This window comes from Deltaproteobacteria bacterium (assembly GCA_016709225.1).
In the GTDB taxonomy this organism is placed as follows: Bacteria; Myxococcota_A; Polyangia; order Nannocystales; family Nannocystaceae; genus Xiheibacterium; species Xiheibacterium phototrophicum.
Genome location: JADJEE010000012.1, coordinates 70,994 through 89,553 on the forward strand (window position 1 = coordinate 70,994; position 18,560 = coordinate 89,553).

Annotated in this window: 18 protein-coding genes; 14 read left to right on the forward strand and 4 right to left on the reverse strand. The window is 70.9% G+C overall.

The annotated features are described in order from the left end of the window. The first annotated feature begins 317 nt into the window (after window positions 1–317). The 7 genes from IPH07_25245 to hpnC all read left to right on the forward strand — a co-directional run bounded on the left by IPH07_25245 (window position 318) and on the right by hpnC (window position 6,933). Entirely contained in the window at window positions 318–1,043 is a 726-nt protein-coding gene (locus IPH07_25245) for a hypothetical protein (protein ID MBK6920727.1), read from the forward strand. Window positions 1,044–1,149: 106 nt separating this feature from the next. After that, window positions 1,150–1,626: a hypothetical protein gene (locus tag IPH07_25250; GenBank protein ID MBK6920728.1), complete on the forward strand. Its 477-nt coding sequence runs from the start codon at window positions 1,150–1,152 to the stop codon at window positions 1,624–1,626. 68 nt (window positions 1,627–1,694) lie between these two features. After that, the gene (locus IPH07_25255) at window positions 1,695–3,365 is read left to right on the forward strand and encodes a hypothetical protein (GenBank protein ID MBK6920729.1); all 1,671 of its coding nucleotides are present in this window, start codon (window positions 1,695–1,697) and stop codon (window positions 3,363–3,365) included. Between the two features lie 75 nt (window positions 3,366–3,440). Beyond that, entirely contained in the window at window positions 3,441–3,752 is a 312-nt protein-coding gene (locus IPH07_25260) for a helix-turn-helix transcriptional regulator (GenBank protein MBK6920730.1), read from the forward strand. A gap of 267 nt (window positions 3,753–4,019) precedes the next feature. Next, window positions 4,020–4,643 carry a protein-tyrosine-phosphatase gene (locus tag IPH07_25265; protein MBK6920731.1) on the forward strand — a complete coding sequence of 208 codons (624 nt, stop codon included), beginning with the start codon at window positions 4,020–4,022 and terminating at the stop codon, window positions 4,641–4,643. Then, window positions 4,637–5,713, forward strand: a complete 1,077-nt coding sequence (gene arsB, locus IPH07_25270) for an ACR3 family arsenite efflux transporter (protein MBK6920732.1) — start codon at window positions 4,637–4,639, stop codon at window positions 5,711–5,713. Before IPH07_25265 ends, arsB begins: the two co-directional genes overlap by 7 nt. Window positions 5,714–5,958: 245 nt before the next feature. Next, the gene (gene hpnC, locus IPH07_25275; protein ID MBK6920733.1) at window positions 5,959–6,933 is read left to right on the forward strand and encodes a squalene synthase HpnC; all 975 of its coding nucleotides are present in this window, start codon (window positions 5,959–5,961) and stop codon (window positions 6,931–6,933) included. A gap of 53 nt (window positions 6,934–6,986) precedes the next feature. Here the strand turns inward: hpnC and IPH07_25280 are convergent, their stop codons facing one another. Then, a complete protein-coding gene (locus tag IPH07_25280; protein ID MBK6920734.1) occupies window positions 6,987–7,544 on the reverse strand; it encodes a dihydrofolate reductase family protein in 558 nt (185 codons plus the stop codon). Window positions 7,545–7,576: 32 nt separating this feature from the next. After that, complete coding sequence (locus IPH07_25285; protein ID MBK6920735.1) at window positions 7,577–9,199, reverse strand: hypothetical protein; 1,623 nt, start codon at window positions 9,197–9,199, stop codon at window positions 7,577–7,579. A 186-nt stretch (window positions 9,200–9,385) separates the two neighbouring features. Between IPH07_25285 and IPH07_25290 the strand changes: the two genes are divergently transcribed. The 6 genes from IPH07_25290 (at window position 9,386) to IPH07_25315 (ending at window position 16,062) form a co-directional block, all read left to right on the forward strand. Next, window positions 9,386–9,811 (forward strand): YciI family protein, encoded by a 426-nt coding sequence (locus tag IPH07_25290; GenBank protein MBK6920736.1) that lies wholly within the window; start codon window positions 9,386–9,388, stop codon window positions 9,809–9,811. Further along, on the forward strand, window positions 9,808–11,091 hold the full coding sequence (locus tag IPH07_25295) for an RNA polymerase sigma factor (protein ID MBK6920737.1): 1,284 nt from the start codon (window positions 9,808–9,810) through the stop codon (window positions 11,089–11,091). Before IPH07_25290 ends, IPH07_25295 begins: the two co-directional genes overlap by 4 nt. A 290-nt stretch (window positions 11,092–11,381) precedes the next feature. Next, entirely contained in the window at window positions 11,382–12,338 is a 957-nt protein-coding gene (locus IPH07_25300) for a hypothetical protein (protein MBK6920738.1), read from the forward strand. A 129-nt stretch (window positions 12,339–12,467) separates the two neighbouring features. Then, window positions 12,468–14,312 carry a hypothetical protein gene (locus IPH07_25305; protein ID MBK6920739.1) on the forward strand — a complete coding sequence of 615 codons (1,845 nt, stop codon included), beginning with the start codon at window positions 12,468–12,470 and terminating at the stop codon, window positions 14,310–14,312. A gap of 175 nt (window positions 14,313–14,487) precedes the next feature. Beyond that, complete coding sequence (locus IPH07_25310) at window positions 14,488–15,090, forward strand: methyltransferase domain-containing protein (protein ID MBK6920740.1); 603 nt, start codon at window positions 14,488–14,490, stop codon at window positions 15,088–15,090. Window positions 15,091–15,120: 30 nt separating this feature from the next. Beyond that, window positions 15,121–16,062 (forward strand): NAD-dependent epimerase/dehydratase family protein, encoded by a 942-nt coding sequence (locus tag IPH07_25315; protein ID MBK6920741.1) that lies wholly within the window; start codon window positions 15,121–15,123, stop codon window positions 16,060–16,062. 22 nt (window positions 16,063–16,084) lie between these two features. On the opposite strand, the gene IPH07_25320 is transcribed toward IPH07_25315, so the two are convergent. Together IPH07_25320 and IPH07_25325 are read right to left on the reverse strand one after the other, a co-directional pair. Continuing rightward, the gene (locus tag IPH07_25320; protein MBK6920742.1) at window positions 16,085–16,705 is read right to left on the reverse strand and encodes an acyltransferase; all 621 of its coding nucleotides are present in this window, start codon (window positions 16,703–16,705) and stop codon (window positions 16,085–16,087) included. 38 nt (window positions 16,706–16,743) lie between these two features. Continuing rightward, window positions 16,744–17,697, reverse strand: a complete 954-nt coding sequence (locus IPH07_25325) for a LysR family transcriptional regulator (GenBank protein MBK6920743.1) — start codon at window positions 17,695–17,697, stop codon at window positions 16,744–16,746. A 74-nt stretch (window positions 17,698–17,771) separates the two neighbouring features. Here IPH07_25325 and IPH07_25330 point away from each other — a divergent pair, with 74 nt between their 5' ends. Further along, window positions 17,772–18,557 (forward strand): SDR family oxidoreductase, encoded by a 786-nt coding sequence (locus IPH07_25330; protein ID MBK6920744.1) that lies wholly within the window; start codon window positions 17,772–17,774, stop codon window positions 18,555–18,557. Window positions 18,558–18,560: the final 3 nt, after the last annotated feature.

Genomic DNA, 18,560 nt, shown 5'->3' on the forward strand with positions numbered 1-18,560 from the left:
GGACCAACGCGATCGCGTCTCTGCGCGCGCGCAGCACGATCGCGATCGCCTGCGCTTCGGTCGCGAGCGCACGCCGGTGATGCGCGAGTACCCCGTCGAAGCGCAGGCGTCCCGGCTCTGTTCATTCGAACCGCCTGCTCGTACAGCGGAGATGATCTCGACATCGCGCGCGAGTGCGCACAGCGAGAACCCGGTCACTGCTCGGCATGGGCAGCCCGTCGTCGCGGCACCGCTCGACTCGAGCACGCGCAGGCGCGCGCACTCCCACGCGACACGCAACGATGGTCGGCTCGCCCCTTGCACGAGCGCAGAGCCCAATGCTCGATCGCACTTTGCACCTACTCCTCGTCGCGGGCATCGCCGCCGCCGCCTGTGCCTCCGCCGACTCCGCCGACAGCAGCGATTCCGCCGACGCATCCACCTCCAGCGGATCGTCGGTGACCACCGACGCCGGCGAGTCCGCTCCGACGTCCTCCGCTGGTGCAGCGTCGAGCAGCTCGGACGGAGATGCACCCACGGGCTCGGCCGACGACGGCAGCACGGGTGCAGACGGCGGCGAGTCGGGGGAACAACCGACCGGCGACGTCTGGGTCGACGCCGCCGGAACCGTGCTCGGGCTGTCGCGCACCCTGAACGACTTCCGCGACGACGCGGTAGCCGGCCTCATCACCCCCGACGGCGCCTCGTGGCAGGTCGTCGACGACGCGCAGATCCAAGAGGTGGTGGCGCTCGATCGCTACCTGGCCACCGCATTCTACGCGTCGATGGACTGCAGCGGACCGCCGATGTTCGCGACCGGCTGGGTCGCCGAGATCCGAACCGAGGTCGTCACCTCGGCACTCGCGGGCGACCTCAGTGAGGTCGAATTCGTGGTGCCCGAGGGCGTCGATCCCGTGCCGGCCGAGTTCGCCTCGTGGGTGGGCGACATCGGCTGCGTCACCCATGAACACAGCGATCCTCCGGCGGCGCTCTACCGCGCCGAGGACATCGTGCTGGTCGAGCCCCCCGCATTCGTCGCGCCGCTCGCGGTCGAATACCACTGATTCAGCGCGGCTCGTGCATCGATGCGCTCGCCGCCGCGGCCGCGGCCTCCTTGCTCGCCATCGCTCGATGCTCCTGCGCGTCGCGCGGACAGGCTACGCTGGTGCCGTGTCGACGACCGCGATCGTTCTCATCGTGTCGGCAGCGATCGGCCTGCTCGTCGCCCTGCTCTGGCTCGTCAAGCGGTGGCTCATGTCGATGGTTGCGACCGCCCGCACGAAGCTCGACGGCATCGCCGCTGGCCGGGTCGCGCAGCGCATCGACGAGCGCGCGAACTTCTTCGGCGTGGCGTCGGGGGCTGCGATGCAGGCACGCGGCAACGGCGTGCTCGCGCTGTACGACACCGAGCTGGTGTTCGTGCAGCTGATGATCGATCGCGTGATGCGGATCCCGGTGGTCTCGATCACCGAGGTCACGACGACCAAGGGCTTCAAGGGCAAGACGATCTTCCGCGACCTGCTGAAGGTGACGTGGTCGACCGCGGGGGCGACCGAGACGGCGGCGTGGTTCGTCGTGGATCTGCAGGGCTGGCTCGATGCGCTGCGGCGCGCTCAGCCGGCGGCGGCCTCCGCTGCAGCGCAGTAGCGGCCGAACGACGCCTCTGCATCGCCCATCGCGGTGCAACTGCCTGTCCAGGCGTCCGTCAGCCGTGCGTGACCCGATCCGCACTGTTCTGCGCGCTCGCGCCCCTGTTGCTGGCCTGCGGCAGCTCCCCGGCCTCGGACGGATCGGGATCGACCGCGACCGACGGCGAGACCGAGGCCTCGAGCGTCTCGACACCGAGCGGAACCTCGGAGGATCCCGACGGCACCGGTCCCGGCAGCGCCGACGCGACCGATGCCACCGACACGAACGACACGGGCGACACCGACGACACCGGGCCGTCGTGCGAGGCGAGTCACACCAGCGCCGAGCCCGGGTTGTGGTCGCTGCCGCAGCCCACTGCCAACGTGCAGTACGAGCCGTTCACCCAGCTGGGCGGCAGCACCTACTGCGTGGGTCAGGACTACGCCGACTTCAACTACACCACGATCGACCTCACCGGCGACGGCGCGCTCGACCTCGTGGTGACGTCGGCGTGCGACGACGCGGACGTCGGCACCGATCTCTGGTTGGTGTATGCCGGCGGTGTCGACGGCTTCGCCGACGACGCCGCCGTGTGGTCGCTGCCGACGCCGACCGCGAACGTGCAGTACGAGCCGTTCACGCAGCTGGGCGGCAGCACCTACTGCGTGGGCCAGGACTCCGCCGACTTCAGCTACACCACGACCGACCTCACCGGCGATGGCATCGTCGATCTCGTGGTGACCTCCGCGTGCGATGCGGGCGATGTCGGCACGGACGTGTGGCTGGTCTACGCCGGCGGCGCGGATGGATTCGCCGACGACGCCGCGCTGTGGTCGCTGCCGACACCGACCGTGAGTGTGCAGTACGAGCCGTTCACGCAGCTGGGCGGCAACACGTACTGCGTGGGCCAGGACTCCGCCGACTTCAGCTACACCACGACCGACCTCACCGGTGATGGCATCGTCGATCTCGTGGTGACCTCCGCGTGCGACGCCGGCGACGTCGGCACGAACGCGTGGCTGGTCTACGCCGGCGGTGCGGATGGATTCGCCGACGATGCCGCGCTGTGGTCGCTGCCGACGCCGACCGTGAATGTGCAGTACGAGCCGTTCACGCAGCTGGGCGGCAACACCTACTGCGTGGGCCAGGACTCCGCCGACTTCAGCTACACGACCACCGACCTCACCGGTGATGGCATCGTCGATCTGGTGGTGACCTCCGCGTGCGATGCCGGCGACGTCGGCACGGACGTGTGGCTGGTCTACGCCGGCGGCGCGGATGGCTTCGCCGACGATGCCGCGTTGTGGTCGCTGCCGATGCCGACCGTGAGCGTGCAGTACGAGCCGTTCACGCAGCTGGGCGGCAACACCTACTGCGTGGGCCAGGACTCCGCCGACTTCCACTACGTCACCACCGATCTGAACGCCGATGGTGCGCTCGACCTCGTCGTCACCTCGGCCTGCGACGCCGGCGATGTCGGCGCGGATCTCTGGCTGGTCTACGACGGGGTCGCAGGTGGCTTCGCCGACGAGCCCTCGGTGTGGATGCTGCCCCAGCCCATTGTTGACGTGCAGTACGAGCCATACACGCAGCTGGGTGGGGCCACCTACTGCGTGGGCCAGGACTCCGCCGACTTCCACTACGCGAGCGTCGATCTGAACGGCGACCGGATCCTGGACCTGGTGGTGACCTCGGCCTGCGATCCGGGGGACGTCGGGACCGAGGTGTGGATGCTCTACCCGGGCGCGTGCGACTAGCCGGCGAACTCACCAAGGCGCGCTTGGGTCGCGACTTGACCAGGGTTCCTATTTCGACTATCGTGGAAACGTACGATGGGCGCCAAGCTCGAACGACATGCCGAGCAGCTCGCGGCGCTCGGTAGTCCGATCCGCCTCGCGATCCTCCGGCTGGTCGTTCAAGGCGATGCCGAGGGCACCGTGGTCGGCGATCTGCAGGCGAAGCTCGACATCCCATGGTCGACGCTGAGCCATCACCTCGAGCGGCTCTCGTCCGCCGGCTTGCTCAAGCAGCGCGCGGCTGGCCGCTTCATCCACTATCGCGCGGAGTACACCACGCTGCGCGCACTCACGGACTACCTGTGGGAAGACTGCTGCAAGGGCGGTGGCGGCGGTGGCTGCTGCTGATTTTTTTGCTCAAACATTTCGACAAAACCGGAAACAGGACCTCGACCATGCAGATCCTCGAGCCCCACGTCTCGCTCGACGTCACCAACATCGATGCGTCGGTCGCCTTCTGCCGCCGGCCGGGGAGCGCCGCCGATGGCACCCGGTAGAGGCGCGGCCGGGCACCGCCTCGCGGCCTCGCTGCTCTACATCGCCGGGTGCCACGCCGCGGGGCCGACCGGCGGTGCCGAGGCGCGTCCGCCAGCCCGCGTCGCAACGGAGTCCACCATGCAAGCCGCAATCGTCGAGAGTCTCGAGCAACTGGTCCCGTCGATCGACGAGATTCCCGCCGAGCGACGCAAGGCGCTCGACCAGATCGCCGCGTTCGTGCGCGCTCACCGATCGGCCGGCTCGCCCGCGAAGCTCACGTTCATCTGCACCGGCAACTCCCGCCGAAGCCACCTCGGGCAGCTGTGGGCCGCTGCAACCGCGCGCTACTACGGCATCGATGGCGTGGAGACGTACTCCGGCGGCACCGAGCCGAGCGCGATCAACCCGCGCACGATCGCTGCCCTCGAGCGTGCGGGCTTCGTCGTCGAGCCACCGGCGCAACTGGGCGAGAACCCCCACTACCGCGTTCGCTTCGCCGCCGAGGCCGAGGCGATCGAGTCGTTCTCGAAGCGCTTCGACGATTCCACCAACCCCCATGAGGACTTCGTCGCAATCATGACGTGCAGCGAGGCCGACGAGGGGTGCCCCTTCGTACCCGGGGCGACGTTGCGGATCTCGCTCCCCTATGACGACCCGAAGGTCGCCGATGGGACCCCGGAGGAGTCGGCGCGATACGACGAACGGTCTCGGCAGATCGCCACCGAGATGCTCTACTTGTTCGCCCAGGTACGTGCATCGTGACGACGCAGCGGCGGCTCTCCTTCCTCGACCGCTGGCTGACCGCGTGGATCCTCATCGCCATGGTCGGAGGCGTCGCGCTGGGGCACTTCGTGCCGGCGACGCCGGCGTTCCTGCACCGCTTCGACGTCGGCACCACCAACGTGCCGATCGCGATTGGACTCGTGTTGATGATGTTCCCGCCGCTGGCGAAGGTCCGCTACGAGGAGCTGGGGCAGGTCTTCCGCGACAAACGCGTCCTGGTGCTCTCGCTCGCGCTCAACTGGATCGTCGGGCCGCTGCTGATGTTCGGACTCGCGGTGGCCTTCCTCTCGGATCAGCCGGACTACATGGTCGGGCTGATTCTCGTGGGACTCGCACGCTGCATCGCGATGGTGCTGGTGTGGAACGACCTCGCGCGCGGCTCGAGCGAGTACGCGGCGGGTCTCGTCGCATTCAACAGCATCTTCCAGGTGCTCCTCTACAGCGTCTACGCGTGGCTGTTCGTCGCCGTCTTGCCGCCGCGACTCGGCCTACCGGGCACGAACGTGTCGGTCGGGGTCGGCGAGATCTTCGGCAGCGTGCTCGTCTACCTCGGCATCCCGTTCGCGGCCGGCTTCGTCACACGGCTCGTGCTGCGACGGCGCAAGGGCGACGCATGGTACAGCTCGAGATTCGTCCCCGCGATCGCACCGCTCACCCTCGTCGCACTCTTGGCGACGATCGTCGTCATGTTCAGCCTACAGGGCGCAACGATCGTCCGTGCGCCCCTCGATGTGCTGCGCATCGCGGTGCCGTTGGTCCTCTACTTCGCGCTGATGTTCTTCGCGAGCTTCTGGGCGGCACGTCGTGCCGGTGCCGACGACTCGCGCACGACGACGCTCGCGTTCACCGCGGCGGGCAACAACTTCGAGCTCGCGATCGCGGTGGCGATCGCCGTGTTCGGCCTCGACTCGAAGGTCGCCTTTGCAGCCGTGATCGGACCACTGGTGGAGGTACCCGCGCTGGTGGTGCTCGTGCGCGTGTCCCTGTGGCTCCGTGATCGCGGCCGTGCGCGGCCCGAGCCAAGCGATGCGTTCTCGTCGTCGGAGTGATCGTTCGCGTCGGCAGCGCGGCTCGTTCTCGAACTGCCGAGCGATCGTCGGCCGAATCGACCCAGCCTGGCGTTGCGACGGCCTCGGTCCGCCGCCGCATGCGCTCGCGCCGATGGCCACTCGGCCGCACGTTGCGAACGTCGACGTGCTCGCCACGGGCGGGCCACCGTCGGCGAACTCGGGCGCCGTCCGACGCGAGGTGTCATGCCCAACGAGCCCCCGCGTCGCGGCGGCGAAGGACCAAGATGGTTGCCGCCACCGAACCCCGCCTGTACAGCGTCGGTGTGTCCCTCGCCCCGGGGGATGCCGAGGTCGAGGTCGCGCCGCCCGATGGTGCGCCGCCGGGCCCGTGGACGGTGGCGTCGGGCTACCACTGGTGCGAGCGGGTCGCCGCGTCGCACGACGAGAACTTCCCGGTCGCGAGCCGCTTCCTACCCGCGTATCTGAGGCCCCACGTCGCGGCGATCTATGCGTTCGCACGCACGGCCGACGACTTCGCCGACGAGCCGCGCTTCGAGGGCCGTCGCGCGCAGTCGCTCGACGCCTGGGAGGCGCTGCTCGAGGATTGCTACCGTCGCGAGGTCCAGCACCCGGTCTTCATCGCACTGCGCGACACCGTGCGCGCGCACAACATCCCGATCGGCCCGCTGCGGGCGCTGCTCACCGCCTTCCGCATGGACCTCGTGAAGCACCGCTACGGCACATTCGGCGAGCTACTCGAGCTCTGCGCGAACTCGGCGAACCCGGTGGGCGAGCTCGTTCTGCTCGTGCACGGACACCGCGAGCCCGAGCTGCACCGCTTCAGCGACGCGATCTGCAGCGCGCTGCAGCTCGCCAACTTTCTGCAGGATCTGTCGGTCGACATCCCGCGCGGCCGGTTCTATCTCCCGGTCGAGGATCTCGAGCACTTCGGCGTCCGCACCGAAGACCTCGAGGCGCGACGCCCGACGCGGGAGCTCGACGAGCTGGTGCGCTTCGAGATCGCGCGCGTGCGGGCGATGTTCCACCGCGGCCGCCCGCTCGTGCGCAAGGTGAGCCCCGGCCTCCAGATGGAGCTCGACGCCACGTGGCGCGGCGGCATGGCGATCCTCGACCGGGTCGAGGCCCTCGGCGCGAACACGCTGGTGACGCGACCGACGCTCGGCCGCGGCGACATGGCCGGGATCGCGGCACGGTCGCTGCTCTCGTTCGCGCGCCGCTTCCTCCGCGGCGACGCGTAGCGCACCGACGGGATCGGACGCGGGTGCTCCAGGCACCGGCGGGCAACCCGACGTCAGCGCGCGCGCCGGTAGTGCATCGCCACCGCGCCGTTGCGAAACGGCGTCGCCGCGAGCAGCTCGAGCCGCCGCGTGCTCGGCAGCCCGCCCTGGTAGAGCGTGGGGCCGTGGCCGGCGATCCGCGGATGCACGAGGAAGCGGTACTCGTCGATGAGATCCAAGCGATCGAGCGCGGCGGCGAGCTGGCCGCTCCCGAGCAGAACCCCGGCCTCGGTCGCATCCTTGAGCTGCTGCACGCCGGCTCGCAGGTCGCCGACGATCGCGTGGCTGTGTGGCCAGGGGAAGTCTCGCCGCGTGCTCGACACGACGTACTTGGGTTTGACCTCGAGCTTGGCCGCCCACGCCCGCGTCGCCGGTGCCGCCTGCACGTCGCCGCGGGCGACCGCGGGCCAGTAGCTCTCCATCATCTCGTAGGTGACGCGGCCCCACAGCATCGCGCCGGCCTCGTCCAGCAAGCGGGTGAAGAAGGCGTGCGTCTCGTCGTCGACGATGCCCTCCTGGTGGTCGACACAGCCGTCCAGGGTGACGTTCATGCTGAAGGTCAAGCGTCCCACGTGGCCTCGGATCCTACGCGGATTCGATGCCGTCAGTTCGCGACCTTGCTGAGCACGAGCTGCAGCTTGCCCCGCGGCGCATCGCTGCCCGCCAGCTCGAGCGTGTCGCCGAGCTTGCCGGTGACGTCGCCCGTGATCTTGCCGGTCGTCAGGTCGACGATGAGCGCGATCGACCGACCGAAGTCCTGGTGGTACGAGGTCTGCGTGTACGCCCGTGGACTGAAGTCGATCTCGTTCCACGTGTCCGGGCACACCCCGTAGAACACGCCCTCCGGGGACGTGCCGCACGGGAACCAGTGGTCGTTGTCGGCGGGCATCCACGCCGGGCCCGCGTCGAAGTCGGCGATCTGGATCGAGACGATGACCTGGTTCGCCGCGAGCTTGCGCCGCACCGCCCACGCCTGGGGATGAGCGTCATCGTTCTTCGCGAACTCGTGCACGAGCGACGCACCACCGATGTCGACCGTCGCCGAGAGGTCGTCGCCGCCGGCCTCGGGATCGAGCGAGTGGAGGTTCTTCACCGTCACCTGCAGGTTGGTCGTCGCCGCCCCTGCCGGCGTGGGTGCGTCGATGTAAAGCTTGTAGCGGCCGACCGGCAGATCATGGTCGTGGATCAGCTTGAAGGGGATCGCGCCGTCCATGCTCGCGGGCGTCGCGGCGAGCGAGGCAACACTCGCGTTGGCGGTCAGGACGGTCTTCTGCACGGCCCCGATCGGCCACCGCTGCGGCGCGGAGACCGAGAGCAGCCATGCGGTCTGATCGAGTGCGAAGACGAAGCGAGCGAGGCTCTTGTCCACCGAGTCATCGGGCTGCGCGAGTTGCTCGGCGAGCCCCTGCGCATACACGATCATCGCCTGGTACTCCTCGCGCGCGGTCGCGTCGTCGCCATCGCTCTCGAACACAGCGGACACGAGCATCGATCGCGAGCCGTTGTTCGGCATGCCGTCGTAGACCTTCGCGTCGAGCGGCATCGCAACGCCGCCCATCGCGCCCTCGACCGTCGGGACGGAGACCGTATCGATCTCGTAGGTCGCCTCGCCGTCGCCGCAGCGCACCATCGTGAGCATCGCCGCCACCTCGTCGCCGTCGGCCTCGGTGGTCTCGACCGCCACCAAGCCGCTCGCGCGCAGGCGGAAGGACTTCGGTGGCGTGACCTCGGCGGGCAGGTCGGTCGTCGAGGTGGTGCCGACACCCCCGAAGACCGGCACGAACCTCGCCGCGACGTCACGAAAGGCGGCGACGTCGGGGACACGCTGCGCGGAGCCGCTGCCGAAGGCCGCGGTCCTGCGGGAGGACGGCAGCGCATCGATGCGTGCGATGATTCGCTTCGCGATCACCTTCGCGTTGCGAACCCGTGCCATGCGCTTGGCGAGCGCGCGGTCGAAAGCAGTCGGATCGGCGGCCGCGTTCGCGAAGCGTCGCAGCGCCGCGAGCGTCAGGGCCGCCGCGGCGGGGTCTGCATGACCGACCGCGCGACGCAGCGCATCGTTGGGCGACGACGGACCGAGGTGGGGTGCCGGCCCCGGCACCCCAGCCGCCTGCACATGGGGCACCGCCGTCGCGGGCTTGCTCGGTCGGGCGGCGGTCGCCGAGGACGTGATGGCGACCGCCCCGAGGGCAGTGAGGGCGAGCGGGTTCCGGCACCAGGGGCGCATGGAGCGGTCGACGGGTGCCGTGGCCGATGTGACAGGGCCAGATCGCGCCGCCTGTGGCGCACGCGCCCCTGGTCGCGCGAATTTTCTGAGCCGCACGCGTCGATCGGAGCACCGCTCGTTCGTCGCCGGGGTATGGACGCCGTCGACGACGGTCGCCCGACCCCAACCCACGAGAAGGAGCGAACGATGCGAGTGATGGTCTGTGTCCCCGCGAGTGCCGAGTCCGAGGCCGGCGTGATGCCGTCGACCGAGGAGCTCGAGAAGATGACGCGATTCAACGAGGAGCTGGTCAAGGCGGGCGTCATGCTCGACGGCCAGGGCCTCACGCCGACCTCCCAGGCCAAGCGCATCCGCTTCGAGGCCGGCAAGCGCACCATCATCGACGGGCCGTTCGCCGAGACCAAGGAGCTCATCGCCGGCTACTGGATCTGGCAGGTGAAGTCGATCGAGGAGGCGGTCGCGTGGCTCGAGCGGGCGCCGTTCGACGGCGGCACCGAGGTGACCATCCGTCCGATCTTCGGTCTCGAAGACTTCGGTGCCGAGATGACACCCGAGCTGCGCGAGCGCGAGGCGGCGATGGCGGCCGAGATGTCGCGCCGCAGCGAGCGATGAGCGACGCTGCGTCTCCGATCCGCCGCGCGATCGCGGCGGTTTGGCGCATCGAGTCGCCGCGCATCCTCGGCGGCCTGGTGCGGATGGTCCACGACGTCGGGCTCGCCGAGGACCTCGCCCAGGCGACCCTGCTCACGGCGCTCGAGCGGTGGCCGAGCACCGGCGTGCCCGACAATCCCGGTGCGTGGCTGATGGCCACCGCAAAGCGTCGGGCGATCGATCACCGCCGCCATGAGCACATGGTCGCGCGGCGCTCGGCGATGATCGCCGACGACGCGCTCGACGATGCCGCGCATTTGTCGGCACTCGAGGCAGCGCTCGACACCGACGTCGACGACGACGTGCTGCGGCTGATGTTCGTCGCGTGTCATCCGCTGCTGGCGACACAGGCCCGCACGGCGCTCACGCTGCGGCTGCTGGGCGGCCTCACCACCGAGGAGATCGCGCGCGCGTTCCTGGTGCCGACGCCGACGGTCGCACAGCGCATCGTGCGGGCGAAGCGAACGCTCGCCGAGGCGCGCGTGCCGTTGCAGGTCCCCCACGCGGCCGAGCGCGCCGAACGGCTGCCATCGGTGTACGAGGTGCTCTATCTCATCTTCAACGAGGGCTATGCGGCCAGCCGCGGCGACGACTGGATCCGCGTGGAGCTCTGCGACGAGGCGCTCCGGCTGGGGCGCATCCTCGCGGCGCTGGTGCCCGAGCAGCCCGAGGCCCACGGGCTGCTCGCGCTGATGGAGCTGCACGCCTCGCGGCTGCGCACCCGCGTCGACGCGCACGGCGATCCGATCCTGCTGCTCGACCAGGACCGCGCGCGATGGGACCACCTGCTGATCCAGCGCGGACTCGCGGCGCTCGACCGCGCCGAGGCGCTCGCACGTCCGCTGGGGCCGTACACCCTGCAGGCCGCCATCGTCGCCTGTCACGCCCGTGCGCGCACCGCCGACGCGACCGACTGGCCCCGCATCGTCGCGCTCTACGACGCCCTGGTCGAGCTCACGCAGTCGCCGGTGGTCGCGCTCAACCGCGCGGTCGCGGTCGGCATGGCCTTCGGTGCGCACGAAGGCCTCGCGGCCGTCGACGCGCTCGCCGACGAGCCGGCCCTGCAGGGCTACCATCATCTGCCAGCCGCCCGCGCCGACCTGCTCGTGAAGCTGGGCCAGCTCGCGCAGGCGCGCGGCGAGTTCGAGCGCGCCGCCGGCCTCACGCAGCACGACCGCGAGCGCGCGCTGCTGCTGCGACGCGCAAAGGACTGCGCGCTGCCGCCCCGGACGCCGGACTGACGCACGCGGGCCGCGAGCGCCGTCGTCGAGTGACGACACCGTCGGCGAGCGTGCTCCCCACCCACGACCCCTTTCGGATCGGGCAGAAGAACCCGCACATCGGGCGGCAGCGATCCCGCAATGCCGCCCGCTCGAGCCCAGCGCGGGACGTCCCCGGGGACAGCCGACGCGACATCCCGCGCCGTCGTTCGTCCGCGACCAGGCGTGCGTGCGCGGGATCGTTGCGCTCCGCGGCGCGGAGGGCTCGCGGCGCGGGCCTTGCTCGGACATCAGCGCAGGAGCCCCTGCACATGTCACGACCGCCACGCACCATCCTCGATCTGTTGCTCGCGTCCACCCTGCTCACGGCGTGTTCCGCCGATGCCGAGCCATCGCCGCGCGAGCGCGTCGAGCTGCGGAAGTCCGGCGTTGCCGCGGCGGGATCGTGCGGCGGCGTCGAGTCGTGCGGGCAGGCCTCGCCCGACGGCTGTTGGTGCGACGAGCTGTGCGTGCAGTACGGCGACTGCTGCGGCGACGCGTTCGAGATCTGCGGCGTCGACGAGTGCGCACCCAAGGGCGCGAGCTGTCCGCCGGGCTCGACGTGCACCGCGATCGACGACGGCTTCGACTGCGTCGCGCCCGACCCGTGCGACGACGCGCGCATCGGCATCGCCTCGTACGAGTGCCCCGCGGGCTGGCGACTGGCGCCCAACCACGCCGGTGCAGCGTTCTGCCTGCGCGAGCAGCTGCCCGTCACCGCGGCGGTCAGCCCCCGCTGTGATCACCTCGACGACGGCTGGATCGGCTACGTCGACGCCGGCGCGGCGGCGTGCACCGCCGACGCCACCACCGTCGCGAACGCGCCGCTGCAGTGTCGCTACGACTTCACGCCGGCCAAGCGCGCCGATCCGTACTGCCACTGGATCGACCAGGGCTACTTCGGCTTCTCGTGGGACGTGTGCCCCGCTGGATCGCACTTCGAGCTCGGCCCCGGCAACGAGCAGCGCTGCATGGTGCGCCCGAAGCGGCTGCCGGTCGGCGCCACCGCCTACTGCGACTACGCCGAGGACGGGTACTTTGGCTTCTACTGGAACACCGCCGCCGATCCCGGCTACACGTGCCCAGCCGGCATGCGCACCGCGGGCAACGGCGGTGCACAGACCTTCTGTCTCGCCGAGGACGCCCAGTGGCCGGCCGCCGTGCGCCCGCTGTGCGATCTCGGATCCGGGTTCGTCGGCGTCGAGTGGGGCCTGGCCTGCGGCGCGTGAGCCAGCTCCAGAGCGACGACGGACGCCGCGCCACCGACACCGCGCAAGTGTCGTCGTGCCCGCGACGCCAAGGGCCGCACATCTTGCTCGAACCCTCGGGAGCACCGCACGGCCCCCACCCACGTGGGCATGCGCGCGTCGTCATCGATCTTCCTGTGCACCCTCGTCGCCTGCCGGGCCGGCGGGCATGGGCCTGCCCACGTCGATGGCGGGGGCGACGGGGGCGACACGATCTCGGGGGGCAGCAGCGGCGTCGGCTCGAGCAGCGGTGACGGCAGCGATGCGGACGGCGGCTCGGCCGACAGCAGCGAGTCGAGCAGCGGCAGCGGCCACCCCGACGATGCGCACTTCGATCTGCCGGCCCCGGTGACCGTGAACGACGGCAACTTCGCGACCTCGTCGGTGTGCGCGGTGTGCCATGCCAACGTCGACACGGCGACCGCCATGCGCACCGCGAGCGGCGACGCGATCGCCCCCTACGAGCTGTGGCAGGGCACGATGATGGCCAACGCCGCCCGCGATCCGGTGTGGTGGGCGGCCGTGCGGGCGGAGGTCGCGGCCACGCCGACCCGGCAGGCCGAGATCGAGGCCGAGTGCACGCGGTGTCACGCGCCGATGGCCGCGATCCGCAACGACCTGCACGGTGACGTCCCCGGGAGCTTGGCCAACCTCGCGTCCGGTGACGATCGATCGCAGCTCGGCCTCGACGGCGTCTCGTGCACGGCGTGCCACCAGATCGGCACCGCGGGGCTCGGCACCGAGGCGAGCTTCGGCGGCCACCCCGAGCTGACCACGGTTGGCGTGATCTATGGCCCGCACCTCGATCCCTTCGCGATGCCGATGCTCAACCACAGCGGCTTCACGCCGAGCTTCGCCGCCCACACCGACACCTCGGCGCTGTGCAGCAGCTGCCACACGCTCGACACGCCGACGCTGGCGCCGGACGGCACCGCCACCGGCACGCACTACTCCGAGCAGGCCACGTACCTCGAGTGGCGCAACTCGGCGTTCGACACCGAGCGTGCGAGTCCCGGACCGGATGCCCGCAGCTGTCAGGGCTGTCACATGCCGTCGTTCGACGACGACGGCCAGCCGATCGCGACCCGCATCGCGCACAACCCCATGGGTGGGGACTTCGGCGCCATCGCGGCGCGCAGCCCCTATCACCAGCACGCGTTCGTCGGCGGCAACGCCTGGGTCCCCACCCTGCTGCGCGATCATTCGGACGAGCTGCGACCGCGGGGCTCGGCCGCGGCCTTCGACGCCACCGCGGCCTGGGCCCGCGATCAGCTGGCGAACACCACCGCCGTCGTCGCGCTCGAGGGGCCAGCGCGCAGCGGGGACACGCTGGTACTGCCCGTGCGGGTGAGTAGCGCGGTCGGGCACAAGTTCCCCAGTGGCTACCCGGCTCGACGCGCGTGGCTGCGCGTGGTCGTGCGGGCAGCCGACGACGCGATCGTGTTTCGCTCGGGCGAGAGCGACGCGCTCGGGCGCCTGCTCGATCGCGCCGGTGGCGTGTTGCCGATCGAGCAGCTCGGCGGGCCGTTCGAGCCGCACCACGCCGAGATCGACGACGACACCCAGGTGCAGATCTACGAGACCGTCATGGCCGACCAAGACGGCGCGCCGAGCTTCCGGTTGCTCCGCGCGCACCACGACGCGAAGGACAACCGCCTGCTCCCACGCGGCTGGGACCCCGGCGGCCCGAACCTCGATCGCACCGCGCCGGTGCTCGGGATCGACGACGCGGACTTCGTCGGCGGCAGCGATCGCGTGGTCTACCGCGTGCCCGCCCCGATCGCGTCGGGCCCGTACACCGTCGAGGTCACGCTGATGTACCAGCCACTGTCGGCCCGCCACCTCGCGGAGCTGCTCACCAACGATGCCGCGGAGATCGCCGCGCTCGCCGGCATGCTCGCACCGCTCGACCGACGCGGCGAGGTCATCGCGAGCACCGCGACGACGCTGCCGTAGCCCCCGCCGATGGCACGACGGCGGCCGTGGGCGGCCCCCGCTGGGATCGGCGGCGAGCGCCGGACGCGAGGCCGCGCCGCGTCGCGCATCGCGAGCGCGGAGCAGCGCCGTCATCGGGGCCGGCGGCGCGTCAATTTGCGAGACATCTCGACGCCACCGGACTAGGGTGCCCGCGATGTCCGATCTCTTCCGTGACAAGGCGGCCGACTGGGACACGCGGCCGGTGCCCGCACAGATCTCGGAGGGCGTGTTCGAAGCCCTGCAGGCCCGCGTGCCGCTGACGTCGGAGCTGTCGGTGCTCGACTTCGGCGCTGGCACCGGGCTGTTGGTCGCCAAGCTGGTGCCACGGGTCGCGCGCGTGATCGCGGTCGACATCTCCGCGGCGATGCTCGAGCGACTCGCGGCCAAGCCCGAGCTCGCCGACAGGGTCGAGATCGTCTGCCGCGACCTGCTCCGAGCACCGCTCGATCGCCGCGTCGATCTCATCGTCAGCGCGATGGCAATGCACCACGTGGAGGACACCGCCGCCCTGCTCGCGACCCTGCGCGCCCACCTCGAAGCCGGCGGTGGGCTCGCGCTCGCCGACCTCGATCGCGAGGACGGCAGCTTCCATGCCCCGGGCACCGAGGGCGTGTTCCACCACGGCTTCGACCGCGACGCTCTGGCGGCTGCGCTCGCGCGCGCAGGCTTCGACGCGATCGAGTTCGGCACTGCGTGCGTGGTGCACCGCGACGAACGTGCCTATCCGGTGTTCCTGGTGACCGCGCGCGCGGCCTGACGCCAACCACCTCGTCGAGGCCCACCACCCATGCGCATCGCCGTCATCGGAGCCCTCGGTGGGCTCGGCGCCAACGTGGTCCGCGACGCGCTCGCGCGCGGCCATCGGGTGCGCGCACTGGTCCGGCGCGAGCCCCCGAGCGATGCGCCTGCCGGCGTCGAGTGGGTCCGCGGCGACGCCCACGACGTCGACACCGTGGCTGCGCTGGTGCGCGGCTGCGAGGCGCTGGCCCACTGCGCCAACGTGAACATCGGCCCGACGTGGGCCAAGACCGTGCTCGGCATGCTCGACACGGCGATCGCCGGCTGCCGACGTCACGACACCAAGCTGGTGTTCCCGGCCAACGTGTGGGTGTTCGGTCGCGGACGACCGGGCGAACGCGTCGACGAACAGGTGCCGTTCTCGCCCTGCTCCGACAAGGGCCGCGTGCGCGCGGAGCAGGAGCGACGGATCCGCGTCAGCGGCATCCGCCACGTGATGGTGCGCCTGCCGGAGTTCTACGGGCCGCACGTGGTGACGCTGACCGGCCCGATGTTCCGTGCCGCGCTGCGCGGCGACACCGTGCGGTGGTTCGGCGATCTCGACGCCGAGGTCGAGTTCGTGTTCATGCCCGACGGTGCGCGCGCGCTGGTCGAGGTGGCGGCCGCGCGCGGCATCGACCGCGGCCTCTTCCACCTCCCCGGCGCGGCCCCGATCACACCGCGGGCCCTGCTCGGCGAGGCCATTCGCCAGGCCGGCACCGCGTCGAAGCTGCGCGCGCTGCCGCCGTGGCTGGTGCGGACCGCCGGCGTGTTCGCCCCCAAGGCGCGCGCCTTCGCCGACATCCTGCACCTGTGGGAACACCCGATCGTGCTGGACGGCAGCAAGTACCGCGCACAGTTCGGGGAGCTCCCGGCCACGCCGTACCACGATGGCATCGCGCACACCTTGGCGTGGCTGCGCGAGCACCTCGACGTGCCCATGTACTACTGACCGCGGCCGCGGGTCGTGCCGTTCACACGCGACGCCGCTCACCGATCACACGCGCAGGGCTGCCGGCCACGATCGCGAAGGCCGGCACGTCGCGCGTGACGATCGCGCCCATGCCGATCACCGCACCGTCGCCGACGCGCACGCCGTCGGTGATGCCGGCGTTGGCCCCGACCCACACGTCGCGCCCGAGCGTGATGCCGTGCGAGGTCACGGCCTGCTCGGCGATGGGGCGGTCGACTGCGAGCCCGTGGTCGAAGGCGTAGATCGTCGCACCGGTGGCGATCCGACAGCCATCGCCGATCACGATGCCGGCGGCGCCACCATCGAGGCTCGCACGCGCGTTGATGCTCACGCCCGCGCCGATCGTCAGCGGACCGTGCAGGAACGCGAACGCAGCGACGGTGCAACGCGGACCGAACACGATGCCCCGCCGCGGCTCGGCGAACACCGCCGCCTCGGGTGCGACGAAGCAGTCCTCACCAAACGTGACCGCCTCGCGCCGCATCAGCTCCGCCTGCAGCTCGACCTGCCACGGTCGCACCCACGCCGCGAGCTCCGGCTTGAGCCCGTGGAAGAGCCACGGCATCCACGACAGCCGGCGTTGGTGCTGCTCGCGATAGGGGTCGATGGACTCGGGCTCCATGGGCCGGCGCTAGCACGGCCGAGCGCGTGACGTCCATCTCATCGCGACGCGGGCACCGAGCTCCTCGACGCCGCCGGTCGAGCCCGCCCGAAGCGACGCAGGTGCGCGCGGAGGATCTGCTCGAGCCAGTCGAGCACGGCCCGCACGCGCCGGGGCACCCGCCGCCCGTGGGGATGCAGCAGGAACACCGGCAGCGGCGCCGCGCGATGGCGAGGCAGGACCTCGACCAGTGCGCCGCTCGCCAGCCGCTCGGCCACGCCGGTGCGGGGCACCTGCACGATGCCGAGGCCAGCATCGCAGGCCGCCGAGAACGCATCGGCGTTGTTGACGGTGATGGCCGCGCGCATGGGGTGCACGCGATGGCGATGGCCGTCGTGGTACTCGAACTCGGGCACGCCGCTGCCGAGATCGGCGGCGTAGTTCACCAGCGTGTGGTCATCGAGGTCCTGCAGCGTCCGCGGGATCCCGCGCGCGCGCAGGTAGCTCGCGGCCGCGCAGTTGACCAGCTCGAGCTCGCCCAGGCGCAGCGCCACGAGGCCCGAGTCGCGCAGCTTCGCCACACGCACGACGGCGTCGAAGCCCTCGCGCACGACATCGACCAGACGATCGGTGGTGGACAGCTGCAGCTCGAGCCGAGGATGACGCGCGAGCAGCTCGGGCAGCCGCGGGATCACGGCGTTGCGCGCGAGCCCGACCGGCAGATCGACCCGTACGCGGCCCGCGAGCGCCTCGTCGGCGGCGAACAGGCCCGAGAGTTCCTCGGCCTCCAGCAGCAGTGGCCGCGCGCGCGCCAAGAAGGTCTCGCCATCGGGGGTGAGCCGAACCGCCCGCGTGGTCCGGTGCAACAGACGCGCACCGACGTCGGCCTCGAGTCGCTGCACCTGCTGCGAGACCCTGGCCTTGGGCACGCCGAGCTTCGCCGCGGCGCGGGTGAAGCCACCCTGCTCGGCCACGTGCACGAAGGCGCGGACCGTGTCGAGGTCGATCGGCATTGTCTGATCTCGTGCGTCAGTGTGTCGTGTTTATGCGCCTTCCGCAATCCACCGGATCGACGAAGACTGGCGCCATGACCGAGCGAACCACCCCCGCATCGAAGCCCGTCACCCTCGCCCTCGTCACCGGCGGCAGCCGTGGACTCGGCCGCAGCATGGCCTTGCACCTCGCCGCCCGCGGCACCGATGTGATCCTCACCTACCGCACCAACGAGGCCGAGGCCCAGCGCGTCGTGGAGCTGATCCGCGGCCAGGGCCGCAAGGCGGTCGCGTTGCAGCTCGACGTCGCCGACGCCAGCAGCTTCGCCGCATTCGTCGAGCGGGTGCGCGGGCAGCTGCGCGAGCAATGGCAGCGCGCCGACCTCGACGCGCTGGTGAACAACGCCGGCAACGGGGCCTACGCGCCGTTTGCCGAGACCACCGAGGCGCAGTTCGACGACATGGTCGCCACCCATCTGAAGGGCCCCTTCTTCCTGACGCAGCGCCTGTTGCCACTGGTCGCCGCCGGCGGCCGCATCCTCAACGTGTCGAGCGGCCTCGCCCGCTTCTCGCTGCCGGGCTACGCCGCCTACGCGGCGGTCAAGGGCGCCGTCGAGGTGCTCACGCGCTATCAAGCCGTCGAGCTCGGAGCCCGCGGCATCACGGTCAACACGCTGGCCCCCGGCGCAATCGAGACCGACTTCGGTGGCGGTGCGGTGCGCGACAACCCGCAGCTCAACGCGATGATCGCCGGTCAGACCGCGCTCGGCCGCGTCGGCGTCGCCGACGACATCGGTGGCGCCGTGGCAATGCTGCTGGCGCCCGAGAACCGCTGGCTCAACGGCCAGCGCATCGAAGTCTCCGGCGGCATCCACCTGTGATGC